At 34.9% G+C, this 14,223-nt stretch carries 9 protein-coding genes and 1 riboswitch; of the genes, 1 reads left to right on the top strand and 8 read right to left on the bottom strand.

The window, feature by feature from the left end; all coding sequences use genetic code 11:
* Positions 1-35 precede the first annotated feature (35 nt).
* From AC3E9W_RS22655 to AC3E9W_RS22620, 8 genes are all read right to left on the bottom strand, one after another.
* Positions 36-2,021 carry a GAF domain-containing hybrid sensor histidine kinase/response regulator gene (locus AC3E9W_RS22655; protein WP_488770166.1) on the bottom strand — a complete coding sequence of 662 codons (1,986 nt, stop codon included), beginning with the start codon at positions 2,019-2,021 and terminating at the stop codon, positions 36-38.
* A 167-nt stretch (positions 2,022-2,188) separates the two neighbouring features.
* Positions 2,189-2,827, bottom strand: coding sequence for an NAD(P)H-binding protein (locus AC3E9W_RS22650; RefSeq protein WP_488770165.1), 639 nt, complete (start codon positions 2,825-2,827; stop codon positions 2,189-2,191).
* A 259-nt stretch (positions 2,828-3,086) separates the two neighbouring features.
* Positions 3,087-5,366, bottom strand: a complete 2,280-nt coding sequence (locus tag AC3E9W_RS22645; protein ID WP_488770164.1) for a DUF5074 domain-containing protein — start codon at positions 5,364-5,366, stop codon at positions 3,087-3,089.
* A 263-nt stretch (positions 5,367-5,629) separates the two neighbouring features.
* Positions 5,630-6,832: a cell surface protein gene (locus AC3E9W_RS22640; protein WP_488770163.1), complete on the bottom strand. Its 1,203-nt coding sequence runs from the start codon at positions 6,830-6,832 to the stop codon at positions 5,630-5,632.
* Positions 6,833-6,855: 23 nt separating this feature from the next.
* Entirely contained in the window at positions 6,856-8,001 is a 1,146-nt protein-coding gene (locus AC3E9W_RS22635; RefSeq protein WP_488770162.1) for a YncE family protein, read from the bottom strand.
* Positions 7,998-10,046, bottom strand: a complete 2,049-nt coding sequence (locus tag AC3E9W_RS22630) for a TonB-dependent receptor (protein WP_488770161.1) — start codon at positions 10,044-10,046, stop codon at positions 7,998-8,000. The genes AC3E9W_RS22635 and AC3E9W_RS22630 overlap by 4 nt, the downstream gene beginning before the upstream one ends.
* Before the next feature lie 115 nt (positions 10,047-10,161).
* Positions 10,162-10,364: riboswitch (cobalamin riboswitch) on the bottom strand.
* A gap of 42 nt (positions 10,365-10,406) precedes the next feature.
* Positions 10,407-11,711: an alginate export family protein gene (locus AC3E9W_RS22625; RefSeq protein ID WP_488770160.1), complete on the bottom strand. Its 1,305-nt coding sequence runs from the start codon at positions 11,709-11,711 to the stop codon at positions 10,407-10,409.
* Between the two features lie 99 nt (positions 11,712-11,810).
* Entirely contained in the window at positions 11,811-12,719 is a 909-nt protein-coding gene (locus AC3E9W_RS22620) for a DUF4440 domain-containing protein (RefSeq protein ID WP_488770159.1), read from the bottom strand.
* A gap of 684 nt (positions 12,720-13,403) precedes the next feature.
* Here AC3E9W_RS22620 and AC3E9W_RS22615 point away from each other — a divergent pair.
* The gene (locus AC3E9W_RS22615) at positions 13,404-13,997 is read left to right on the top strand and encodes a hypothetical protein (RefSeq protein ID WP_456893390.1); all 594 of its coding nucleotides are present in this window, start codon (positions 13,404-13,406) and stop codon (positions 13,995-13,997) included.
* Positions 13,998-14,223 lie beyond the last annotated feature (226 nt).

Below are 14,223 nucleotides of genomic sequence, written 5' to 3'. Positions count from 1 at the left end.
CATATATTGTAAAGCTATTGCTTATTTCCCTTATATCATAGCTCTTTTAAAATTTTAACGACTTCATCAATTCCACAGCTGAAAATATTCATTTTATCTAATGTTTCGGCTGTAAATTTTCCTTTTAAGGCTTCTTCTTCAATAATGGTAAGACAATCACTCAAATCATTTAGCATAAAAATATCCATACTAGATTTCATATTATGCGCCAGTTTTTTGACATTCTCATAATCGGTATTTTTAAAAGCTTCTGCTAACTGCGCCGACTGATTCGGAATTTTTTCAACAAAAAGATCGATCATATCTTTTTTAAATTCAGGATCTCCGCAAGCCATTTCGTCCAAAAATGACATATCCAAAATTCTTTTCTGTTGCGCATCGCTGCCCGGCGTCATTACCGTTTTTATTGCTTTTAAGAGAATTGCTTGTTTAAATGGTTTTGGCACATAAGCATTCATTCCAACTTTGTAGCAACGCTCTTGCTCTCCCACTAGAGAATGCGCCGTCATCGCAATAATCGGAATATTGGAATTCATCTCATTTCTAATATATTCTGTGGTTTGATAACCGTCTTTAATAGGCATTTGCAAGTCCATTAAAACCAGATCATATTTGTTTTTTGATAAAAGTTCGATGCCTTCTTCTCCGTTTTGTGCAATATCCAAATCAAACCCAAAATTATTAATTACGCTTTTTGCAAGCTTTTGGTTTAAAACATTGTCTTCGCAAAGCAAAATTTTAAGGTTCCCTAAATCATTTTTAGAAACTGTTTTTACAACTGTCTCCTCAGAATCTGTTTTTTTATACGAAAGAATAAAGTAAAACTCAGAACCGCGGTTTACGGTACTTTTAACATGAACTTCTCCTTTTTGAAGCTCCACCAGCTGTTTTACAATATTAAGACCGAGTCCTGTACCGCCAAATTTTCGGGTTGTACTTTCTTCGCCTTGCGTAAAACGTTCAAAAATCGTTTCGAGTTTGTCTTTCGGAATTCCGATTCCAGTATCTTTTACGGAGAATTTAAGCGAATAATCTTCTTCCGTTTCATCAATTTTCTTTACAGAAACGGTTACTTCGCCTTCACTTGTAAATTTTAGCGAATTGCCAATAAGGTTTACCAATATCTGATTCAATCTTCCTTGATCGCCAATTACCATATCAGGCATTTCGGCATCCAAAAACAGATTAAATTCTACATCTTTCTGTGCTTTTACTTTCAATAAATTGTAAACGTGTTTAAGTGTTTTCTTTAAATTAAAACTTTCCGATTCGATGGATAAATTTCCCGATTCAATTTTGGAAAGATCTAAAATATCATTCACGATTAGAAGCAAATTTTCGCCTGCAATCTGCACACTTTCAATATAATCACGCTGGGTTTCATTGAGTTCAGTCTGAGCAAGCAAATCTGTAAAACCAGTAATTGCATTTAAAGGCGTTCTGATTTCGTGGCTCATATTGGCCAAAAAACTGTCTCTTGCCAAAACAGCACGTTCTGCAATTTTTCTCTGAACATAGAGCTGATTGTTTTTTGTGCCTAATTCCAATTGCGCGATAACGTGTTTGGCAATGATAGAAAGCGCATTTCGCTGATTGTCATTCAGTTCTTTCACCACATGATCAATCGCACATAAGGTTCCAATATTATAACCGTCTGGAGTTGTAAGCGGTACTCCCGCATAAAATCGCACATTAAAACCTCCGGTAACATTGGGATCATCTTTAAAACGATCGTTTAAATGCGTGTCGTTTATCTCTACGATTTTGGTGTCTAAAATAGTATAATTACAGAAAGTGATTTCTCGAGGAACCTCAGAAACCCCTATTCCAATCTCAGATTTAAACCACTGCCTATCTTCATCAATAAAAGAAATATGGGCAATTGGCACACCACAGATGTACGAAACTAGTCTTGTAGCATCATCAAAAGCATCATCAGGAAGTGTATCGAGTATATTATAACGTTTAAGGGCAGCTAAACGTTGAAGTTCGTTTTCTGGAATGGGGTAATTCTTATTCATTTTTAAGGCGGTAAAGTGCATAAAGATAAGGCAAAATTAGTCTAAAACTCCTGCTTGACCGCGTTTTTATGTTTTTTTTTAGTCCCTAGTTTTTTAGTCCTAAGTCCCTAGTCTTTTGACTATGTAGACTGACTAAATATTAAAAACTAGCACTAAGGACTAAACGACTAAAGCTCCAAAATCCTCTTAAGTTCTAGCGTTGTATTTCCATCTGAAAGTACTTTTGGCGCTTTTACTAATTTTTCGGCTAAAAATTTAGTAGTTATAGGTTTAAGATTCTTAAACAGTCCGATTGTATTTAGTGCTTTAATGATATTTATAGAAATCTTTTCGCCCCAGCGATCTGAATTTTCGCGGATAAGCGGACCTGGTCTAAAAACAATATATTGAGGGAAATGGAGCTCTTGAAGATGATCTTCTAGCTTTCCTTTCATCATCGAATAAAACACACTGCTTTTCGCGGCAGCACCATAAGAAGAAACCAAAACCAAAGAATGCACGTTGTTTTGTTTGGCAGCAGCAGCAAATTCGGCTGGAATATCAAAATCGATTTTCCATTGTTTTTCTTTTGAGCCTGCATCTTTTAAAGTCGTTCCGAGACATGAAAAAAGTACATCTCCTGTGATTAAATTTTGAAACGAATTTATATCTGAAAAATCAACAATATGCTCTGTGAGTTTTGGATGTGATTTTCCTGTTGAACGTCTTACAAAGATGGAAACTGCTTCGTAATCATTACTTTCTAAAAGTAAATTAACCAGTTCTTTTCCCGTTGCACCTGTTGCTCCAATTACCAATGCTTTCATAATAAAGGATTTATTAATAGTAAATATAAGGCTTTGTTTGAAATAATTTTTAATATAAGTTGCTGATAGTTATGATCTCCAAAATCTGCTAGATCTGCGAGAGTAATTTTTCTCCCGCAGATTTTGCAGATCTTGCAGATTATCTTTTATTCTAAATATTATTGGATAAGTAAAAGCAAAAAAAACCTCTTTACTACAGAAGCAAAGAGGTTTAGTTTAAAAATTTTCTAATTTTCTAATTTTCTAATTTTCTAATTTTCTAATTCTTAATAAACTTCTGAGTATAAGTCGCTTTATCCGTCACAATATTGATGATATAAAAACCTTTCGCAAAATTACTTACGTCGATTTGGCTGTTATTTAATTGTGTATTAATCGTTCTTCCTGTGACATTATAGATCACAACATTTTTAATTTCGTCTTCTGTGCTGATATTCAGATAATCTGATACTGGATTTGGATAAATTGATAATTGCACTTTCGTGAATTCATCTCTGCCTAAAACAGAAGTATCAACCGAAATAGATTTCTCGACTATCTTTCCATTCGAATTAAAACTAATTACAACGGTTGCAGTTCCACCATTTTTTGGCGTTAGAATTAATTCTTCGTTCGCATTAATTTCTGCTGAAACAATATTCGCATCACTATTTGATTTTATTGTTTTTACGATCGCTGCCGATAAATTGTCTTCATCTGAAACCACTGTTTTTAAATCAATAATGGTCGGACTTCCTGTTGAAACTTGCGAAGGCAAAATTGAATTGACAACTGGCGCGGCATTATCTGGAAACACCGCCATTGCTGGAAACCAGTAATAATCGTTTAAGACTTTTGTGTCGATTAATTTCCCCGTGGTATCATAAGTATGAATCCAGTTTTTCTGATAATGAAAACTAAATCCGCTTTCTGTTGTGTTTACAATTAAATTCCCCGAAACTGGATCAATTCTTAATCCTGCACCATACAAAATTTGCTTGTAAGTTCCTGTTTGTCCCGGAAGTGTAGCAAAATTTTCGTCGAATGTTTTTGTTGCAATATCAAATCGTATAATCTTTGTGCCTGCCACAAAACTGCTTACGTTATTATTCCAATACAAAGCATTTTCTGTATTGCTGTAAGTAAAACTTCCCGCATTCCAAGCGCCCCAAGAACCTAAATATTTAGTTGTTGGAATAGCATAAACTGTTGTGTCAAAAGTCAGTGGATTAATATTGATCAATTTTTGTTCTTGAATTCCCCAAACACTACCGTCTTTGGCCTGTGTAACCGAATGAAACGCGCCAGAAATGGTTTTTATAACCGTATTTGTTTTAGGATCAATAACCAAAATTCCGGCACTTTGTTTTACAGCAAAAACATATTGAGAAGTACGAATCATATTTCCAATTTGTCCCGCATATTGGCTTCCTCCGCCTGTTGTTGGTATCAGACTTCCTACTTTCATGTTTTCAATATCAAAAAGATAAACACCATTTGAAGCACCTATATAACCCGTTTTTTCGTCTATACCCACAAAAGAACGTCCGTCTCCTCCTCCAATAGTTTCAAATGAAGCGATTTTTTTCATCGTTTTTGCATCGGCAACAACCAATCTTCCACCTGGAATGTACTGCGTATCTCCGCCATCTTTTTCTTGCTTAGAAACAAAATAAAATTTATCTCCATAAATAGTTCCGTATGGTGTAGTCGCACCAAAAGTATGATTGTCATTAGCTTCACTATATACTCTGTAATGAACGTTTCCGTTAGCATCAATAAAATTTACAGATCCATTCACGTGCCCGAACCAATCTTCATTTACCATAAAATAGCCTTTAGTAAAATCTATCGTTTTAGAATAAGTAGCAACTGGAGTAAAAGTTGTGGCAAGATCAGCTGGCTGCATACCTGGATTAAAATTCCAAACATCCCAAGAACCGTTTTGCAATTCGCGAGAAGAAGCTCCTAAACCAGAATAGCCAAAATCGCTATCAGTTGGATCTTTAACCCAATACGACCAATATCCAGTGGTCCATCCTGACTGCCAGTGATCATTGGTATCGATAACCGTATAAGAATCAAAATCGTAAGCAGACGTATTAATTATACCATCAAAAGGATAAAAAGGAAAGGTTTTATCAATGCCTTTATAGAGTCCGTTTGTGCCTGCTCCGTCCAAATCGAATCCAAAACCTCCAATCGCAGATCCGAATTGAGTACCTTGATAAAGCAGCGTAAAAAAACGAGGATCTGCCTTTGCAATGGCTTTAATCATATCTTCGCCTGTTGCTGTTCCATCCCATTTAAATCCCCAAACTAAAGCATCCGAAGTTTTATTGTCATTCCATTGCACCACAAATGCCGCTTGATTTGCGCCTGTTCCAACCCAATATTGGATATCATCAAAAGTGGTTGCGTTGGCTGTTTGTGCTTTTAATTGTTTTTGCGTTACCGATTTTAATTTCAGATCGTTTCTAGGAACGCCTTGTACTGTTGTCTGCGCATTGGTTAGAAACGCAAAAAATAGCATAATTACTATAAAGTAGTTTTTCTTCATAATTTATTGTTTTTAAATTGTTGTGTTAATCTGTTGTTTTTTTTTTAACACATAGGGACATAGATTTTTCTTAGTTCGAAAAGGAAATTGAAAGAAACCAGTTTCTAACACATAGTAGCAGTGCTTTAATCCAACTTTGTCAAAGTTTGAAACTTTGACAAAGTAGTCTCATGTAGCTTTGGCACAACAACTATGTGTTTTCAAGCAAAGTGAAACGCCTTTTATTAAGTTTCAAAATCTATGTTTCTATGTGTTTTAAAAAATTATTTAAGATGCAAATCATAAGCTCCAGAAACCTCCGTAGAAACTTCGCCCAACCAGCCCGCTTCTTGATTAATTGCAGTGTAGACTTTTACAAAGTCGATTCCTGGAAGTTTCACATATTTTCCGTTTTTATCAACCGCCCACGAAATATCAATATTCGAAGCTTCATCATTATTTGGAGCATTATCGGCGTAACCAAATTCAAACGATTTGCCGACCCAGTACGAGCCTTCTCCACTTTGGTCGTAGAAATTATCAGCTATTCTAGTTCCTTTTAAAGTATAAGAAGAATTGGCAATCCAAAGTGGATAATAATTCTGGTCGTGAAATACATTTTGGACTTTAAACCCTGATTTTCCAGCATTATCCTGCCATTTGATGTATTCGTTATCAACCTGCCAAAATTCAGTTCCAGCAACTGGCGATTTGCTCGCATCAGGCTTGAAATACGTGATTTCGTAGTTTTTTATAGTTGTGTTTTTAAAATATTCACTTCCTGCGATTTCGTACCATTCGTCTTCGTCTGGTTTTCCGTTTTTGTTTTTGTCGTACGCGACCATAATAATTCCTGCTTCGCAAGATCCTGAACGCGCTTCGTTGGCTTCATTTCCCCAAAAAGCATTTCCTAAAATTTTAAAATCACGACCTTCCATATTCGGAATGGTATGATCAAAACCAAATACCACATAACCGCCAAAACCGCCAAGCGAAATCATAGTCGTATTTGAACCTGCAATCGCTTTTTTAGCGGCGCTAATCATATTGGCTTCGGTATTTCCTGCGGTGTATTCTGGAATTCCGTTGGTAAACTGCCCGACAGCAGGACGAAAATCAAATACATTAGAAATATATTTACTATACGTTCCTGTTTCTTTTACCACATTAATGGACGAATTGTAGACTTTAGTTTCTCCGTTAACTTCTACTTTTAAAGTCAGCGGATAATTTTTTTGATACGGACTAATAAAATCCAATTCTACATTATCTGAAATAATCGAATCTTTTACACTCCAAGTCAGTTTTGCCGTGCTTGGAAGAGCCGTCGCAATATTCAGCACTTTAAAACGGTCAATTGTATACGATTCTTTCAGCACTTCGACAGGAAGTAAATTTTCTTCGTTATCATTGTCTTTATCACATCCTGCCAATCCTAAAAAGAGGATTAAAAACATCGCGATTTTAAAAAGGTCTTTATTCAACATTTTTAATTTTTAATTTTTAATTTTTAATTTTTAGTTATAAAAGCAATATGAGCTGGAATATTCCCAGCGGTTGTTTTCCATTTTAGTTTTCCATCGGGCGTAAAACAATAGATATAACCGGTTACGACGTAATTTTGAGCATCGGTAATATAAATTTCCTTGGTTTCTGGATTCACTTGAAGTCCGTATGGAATCATGATTTTTTTGTCTGTCCCGTCGGTAATAATCTGGTTTGTAATTACTTTTTTGGTTTTGGTATCCAAAATTCCGTAACTCACTTTATTGGAACCCGTCAGATAACTCCAAGAAACACTGTAGAAATACAATAAATCATCAACAAGACATGTTCCAGAAACTGGAATATCGAGCTGTATTTTCTTTTCATCTGTCTGCGTATCAATCACAAAAAGGTTCGATGGCGTGTTGTAGTAATCGCCTCGTGAACTCACATAAATATCGCCGCGACTGTCAATCTGCATGCTGTACAAATTAATGCCAACATCGATTTTTTTAATTTCTGTAAAAGTTTCCAAATCAATTACCGAAACTGTTCTATCGTAATTCGGAACTCGGTAACCGCCAGAATTGGCAACATACAATTTTCCGTTATGAATTACCATTTGCTCTGGCTGATAGCCAACGGTTACTTTTCTTTTTATTTCTAATGAAGTCGTGTCAATTTCTGCAACAAAACCGATTTCAGCATTCGGGTTTATGGCAACCGGCCCCGAATACGAACTCACATACGCTTTGTCTTTGTAGAAAGCCACATAACGGCAGTTCGGAATATCTATTTTTTTAATGCGTTTTGCTGTCCATTTTTCTAAAACTTCTACTTTATTCGAACAGTTAATGACCGCATACACTTTATTTCCGTAGATTTTAATATCGTTTCCAACATCTCCCAATTCCTTGACAACAGAAGGATTTCGTTCGGAATAAACATCAGTTGTATAGTTTCCCGTTCTATAATTAAAAACGTCCAGACTCGCTCGGTTCATTCCCATATTTCCTTCGTTAAGCAAATAAAATCCTTCAATCTTTCCGTCACTTCTCGGCGCCGCAACGCTAACATCTGAAGAAAGAAATATCGTTTCGTCTTCGCGGCAGGAAACCAAAGAAATGGCTATGCTTAAACCAAATACTATTTTTAAAATCGTCCTTTTCATAACTCAAAACTGATTATAAATTTGAATGTTCTTCCCGGCATCGGATAATTGTAAATCACTTCGTATTGCTGATCAAAAGCGTTGTTGACTTCAATCGCTCCGTTTAATTTGTAATTTTTGAATGCGAAAGATTTCTGAACCGCCAAATCGTGCGTGTACCAAGGCTGTACTTCATTCACTTTAATATTATTGACATTTCCGTTGTAACGTTTTCCAACATAAATAAAGCTGTAATTAAAGTTCCAAGATTCGTAACCAGCATTTAGAATTCCAGATCCGCTGTGCCAAGGCGTGTACGGAATTTGGTCTCCGTAAGACGACATTTCTAAACCGACAATCTTGGTAAAATCTTGACTTTGAGAATACGTATACGTCAAGTTTGCGGTTAGGTTTACTTTGTCAATATGAGTAGCCATATTCAAAACCGTTTCAATTCCTTTTCCTTTTACCTGACCAATATTCGTCATCATCCAGCGAAATAAATTTCCTGTCGGCGCAGCCACAATTTTGTCTTTTGTATTGGTATAATACGCATCTGCCTGAAGAGAAAATTTATCGAAAAAGCTTTCCTTTACAGGAAAATTATAAGTAAAACCAACATCGTACTGATTCATATATTCTGGTCTCAAAGTACTTGAACCTATCATGGTGTAATACAAATCGTTGAAAGTTGGCATTCTGAAAATTCGTTTGGCGAAAGCTCTCAGATTGAAATCGTATTTTTTGAAAGGCGTATAACCGAGAAATAACGCGGGAGTAAATTCGGTTTTATTGGGAGCTTTAGCATTGTACTTCACCTCTTCAATCACGCGGGTTGCGAGAACATTTCCTAAAACTTTAAAACCTTCATATCGATAAGAAGTCGCAAGAGAAACCAATGCGGTATAACGCTGAGGAAAAGAAAATTGCGTTTGGATTCCTCTTCTCGTCGCGTTTAATTTATTGTATTGAAAATCGGTTGAAAGCGAAACGTCCCAAGTAGGCAAAATGCTGTACATGTTCACAGCCGAAAAATAGGCTTCCTGCTGATAATAACTATCGTCGGACTGCGCGCCTTCAGTTACCGTTTCTCCTAAAACATTGGTCGTATCTCTAGCAATGTAATGGGTATAATCGTAAGCAAATTTTCCTTTTAGCTGTAATTTGTACTTTTCTGAAACGTCTTTTATTAAAGAAGCCTGAGAAAAGAAATTCTTGTCGAATTGGCGAAAACCATCACGAAACTTATTTTCGACAATAGCGCCTGGAGCGCCTCTTTCTGAATCATAATAATATACTTTGGCATCCCAAACGCCTTTATTTATTTTGCCAAAAACACCCGATTCAAACCGGAAAGCTTCAATATCGCTGTTCCAGCGTGTTGCTGTGGTGTCGTAAGCAACGCTGCCGTCTTGATTTTTTCTTTTGTATCGAAATTTATACTGACCGTTTGATTTGATGTATTCTGAACTGACGCTCATACTCACTTTATCGCTCAGTTTTTGTTCCCATCTGAAAGAAGGATCATGATAATCGATCGACATGGTTTTGTAGCGAACCAGCAGATTGGTTTTCTTATTATTGGAAAAAGAAGGTCGTTTGGTGCGTAAATAAATCGTTGAAGCTGACGCGAAATCTTTGGCAGACTGAAAAATTTCACTTTTCTGACCGTTGTACATCGTCAGCGATTCCATGTCGTCAAGCGAATATTTTCCTAGATCGGTTACGCCGTTTTGCGCATTTCCTAGCTGAATTCCGTCATAAAAAACGCCGACATGATGCGTCCCCATATTACGGACATCAACCGTTTTGAGTCCGCCGACTCCGCCGTAATCTTTAATTTGAGTTCCTGCAAAATAGCGAAGTGCATCGGCAACATTATGAGCTGACAGATTCTCGAGCAGAACGCCCGAAAGACTTTGCACCGGAATGACTTCCTGATACGGTTTTCCCTTTAAAATAACTTCTTTTAAAACCCGCGAACTATCAGTCAACGCTTGAGAATGAAGCAAAAAAGGAACAATTAGTAAAAAAATAAAAAGTAAAGTTTTCTTCAAATTACACATCACGATTTTATTAAATAAACTTTACGTGATGCAGTAATTACAAAAACATAGAAACAGGCCTACTATCCTAGATAGCAGGTTATTATCTTGTCATCAACTTCATACCACGAAAGTTTTAAACTATGTGATCGTGGCAGGTCTCCTGACTTATTCCATCTTTAAACGGCCTTCTCATTCGCCGCGGCGAACAATGGCATTAGTACTATTTAAAGACTTATATAGAACTTACAGTAGCGGGTCTGTTCAGGATTTACACCTGATTCCCTTTTAACTGCTTTTTATGAATTGAAAAAGCAGACCAAAATCTGGCGCAAAGATATGATTATCTTTTTTAAATGTAAATTGGAAAGTTTTTAAAGGTTATAATTTCTTATTTCTTTTAAAATTGATTGCATTAAAAGAATAAGAAACCATTAAATAGCTCCAGTAAGACAATTTATTTACGTCTTGTATCTTTGGAAGATTTATCATAGAATCTGTCGCTTTGTAAAATGAAAATGCTGCATTAATTTCCAGCTCTTTAATAGGAGCATATTTCATTGAAATATCATTTTCAAATCCTAAAAATCGTGACATTTCCTGATTTAAATTGTTTTTTAAAGGATATTGCGTATAAAAAAGATGAAAATCGGAACGAAGTGATAATTTTGAATTTATCTGAAATGAATAAAAAAAGTACGGATTTACAAGACCTTTACCACCAACATCAGCAGGAAATCGGGTAAAAACATTCATATTACCATTAAATTTCCAAGTAACTCCATACAAAACATCAAAGTCATCTGAGTGTTGTGCATTTAAGTTGGAGCTGCTTCCGCTAATGATTTCTGCTCCTAAACGCAAAGTAGATTTTTGCAAAGACCATTTTATTTCTGGTTGGAAATAATAGGCAAACAAATGCTGTCCTTTTTGATTTTGACCAAATTGAAAATAACTATTTAAAGTATAGTACCATTGTCTCTTTCTAAATTCAATTCTTCCTCCAGTCGTTGCGCGAGTATACAGTGTTTCTGAATTTGTCTTTTCTAAGAAATCAACGGTATTTATAGAGTTAAAGGCAAAATTTTCTTTCGAATTATAACTAAAATTATACACCAGCATGTATTTGTATTTATTGGAAGCAACTGGAGAATAGGCACTTTCAAAACTGGTATTGTATTTTCTGGTAAAAAGAAAAAATAAATCGTTGGCAAAATGTTTACCATATTTTATAATTCGAATTCCTTCGTGCGCCCTTCCCTGCTGGGCCCAGGGCGCATCCGAAAATAATCTGCCATTATCCAATAAAACGTTTTGTCTTCCTAAACGAAAGTTGACAGATTTGAATTTCGTTTCTAAAAATAACTGGTAAAAATTGACACTTCCGACTTTAGAACTGGAGTTTGCTTCGTCCCACAAATGAATTTCTTGTACATCAGATTTTATAAGCCATTTTTCACGCGCATATAACATTGAAATTCTGTTTCGCTGCGTAATATAAAAATAAGGATCAATCGAATCGTTTGGCGGAAGTATATAATTGGAAGTGTATTCTGCTCTCGGACGTATTTCTATATTCATTTGAAACTGCTGCGATAAACTGCCATTTTCCTGTGCATTTGCATTATCAGCTATAATAATTACAAACAAAAAGAAAACCGCTTTCAATATGCCTTTTAATACCATATATATAAATCCTATAGAATTACTATACAAATATAGTATTTAGTAGACATATCTTCCCTCACACTAATATCTTAGTTTGTGATATCCTTATTATAATTATCAATCATGATTTACGATCTGACGAAAGAGCATTAATTTACCTGTTTTATCTCTTTTCCAAACATTTATACTCTTTCCTTTTACATTTCCGTGGCTGTCTCCATCGCGCCAATCGACGCTGTAAAAACCAAATTCGATAATGGCTTTATTGGCATTGATAACTCCGGAAGCTTGAATCGAAATTTGTTCGATTTGCAATGTCCCCGGTTTTTCATGTTCGGTAAAATAAGCGGTGATTTCTTTTTGGCCCGAAAGAATTGGAGTATAATAGGTTAAATACATCGCGTCTGGCATAAACAATTTTGCATGCTCTGCTCCTTGCCTATTTTGAACCAGTTTTTTAATCGTATTATTTCTTTTTTTTACCTCTAAAGTCAACTTATCTGAAGACATATATTCTTTAGTTGCCGAAATTGCAGCATCGTCTATTTCAGGAATGTTTTTATCGTCGAAATAACTTGTTGAACCCCAAATTTCTGCGGCAATAGTAAGCGGTTTATTTTTCGAAGGCTTTTTCCATAAAACAGCATATTTTCCAGAATAAGAAAAGGGTTCCAAAGTTTTTACGATCAGATTTTCGGTAAAATTTCCAATTTCGAGAACGTAATTTCCAAAATCCTGTACTTCCAGAATCGTTTTCTCGTACGAAGCAATTTCGGCTTGAGAGAGCCATTGCTCGTAAAATGCTTCGATTTCCTTTTTACCCGTTCGCTGTCTGCTGTGCTCGGGCATCAAAATGGATTGCTCTGTATAAGCTTTTAGTAAGGCGTTTTTATTTTCTTGTGTAAAAGCGGTAGCAAAAGAAGTGTTATATTCTTCAATCTGTTTTCTAATGCCTAAATCTGTTTTATTTTCTTGCCCAAAAACGCCAATTGCCAAAAACAGAAAGGCTAAAATCAATTTGGTCATATTTTATTTGTTTTGGTTCAAATACAAATATACAATATTGATTATCAGTATTTTAAAAATATTTATTTATAAAAAAATAGATTTGTTTCGAAGTTATTTTCATCAAGAGAATCCGGAGGATTCAAATATTTATAGATTTTATGCCCCATCTTGAGTACGACCCCTTCGGGGTCGCATAGCTGCGGCGGGAATTATATGCTATAAATATTTGAATCCTTCGGATTCTTTCTTTATAAAAACTTTAGAATTTTCTTTATCCGTTATTTCAGCGTGCTATTTACACCAATTCCATTTTTAGAAAATTACTTGGTCATAACTCTATTATTTAGGTTGAAACACAAATATATAATATTGATTTTCAGTATTTTAAAAATATTTATCTCTATTTTAAAACATCTTTATAACCAAGTTATTTTCATCAAAGAATCCGAAGGATTCAAATATTTATAGCATAGAATTCCCGTCGCAGATATGTGACCCCGACGGGGTCATACTTAAGATGCGATATAAAATCTATAAATATTTGAATCCTTCGGATTCTTTACTTTATAAAAAACTGGTTAATTTTTTAGAAAAATAATGCTGTACAAGACAATAATTAGTTTTATAAAATGTTTATATATAAAAGATTATGATGCATCTAATCTTTATAACAATACCCTCAAGATTAATTTAAAAGAAAACATGAAAAAAATATTTTTGATACTTGCCTTTACTTCTTTTTCACTGCACAGTTTTGCTCAGGAATTGGATAATAAATTCAAAAAAATTCCGACCAAAGAGCCAGCAGTAAAAGAAACTATTCCGCCAAAAGAAGAAGCTCCAAAGGAAAATCCGCCTGCGCCTATAGAAAAACCTGCACCGCTTCAGGTTAATCCAGACGAATTATTTAAAGACACAAATCTCTATAAACCAGAGGCCAATGTTGAAGGCATTTTCTATAGAAGAAATCAGTTTTTAGGAAATATCAATACCACAGCCACGACTTCTACAGTTATGTATCGCGATGCTGCTTTTGTAGACGGCGATAAAGTAAAAGTATATTTAAACGATAAAGTAATTGAGCCTGAAGTTTTATTAAACGGCGACTTTAAAAGCGTAAAAATCAACTTAGTAAAAGGAATCAATAAAATTGACATCGAAGCCTTAAACGAAGGTTTTGCTTCTCCTAATACTGCCGAATTCAAAGTTTATGACGACAAAGGCCAAGTTATTTCGTCAAGCGAATGGAATGTTGGTACGGGCTACAAAGCTGTTATTGTCTTAGTAAAAGAATAAATTTCTTATCGAAGAAATCGTTTGAAATCATAAAAAACACTTAAAACTGCTGTCTTCAGCAGTTTTTTTGTTGCATATATGTAGTTAACTACGTAGTTTTGTACATAGATTTTAGATTTTAGATTTTAGATTTTAGATTTTAGATTTTAGATTTTAGATTTTAGATTTTAGATTTTAGATTTTAGATTTTAGATTTTAGATTTTAGATTTTAGATTTTAGATTTTA

This window comes from Flavobacterium sp. 38 (genome assembly GCF_057799715.1).
This window is presented reverse-complemented; position numbering and strand designations above follow the sequence as displayed.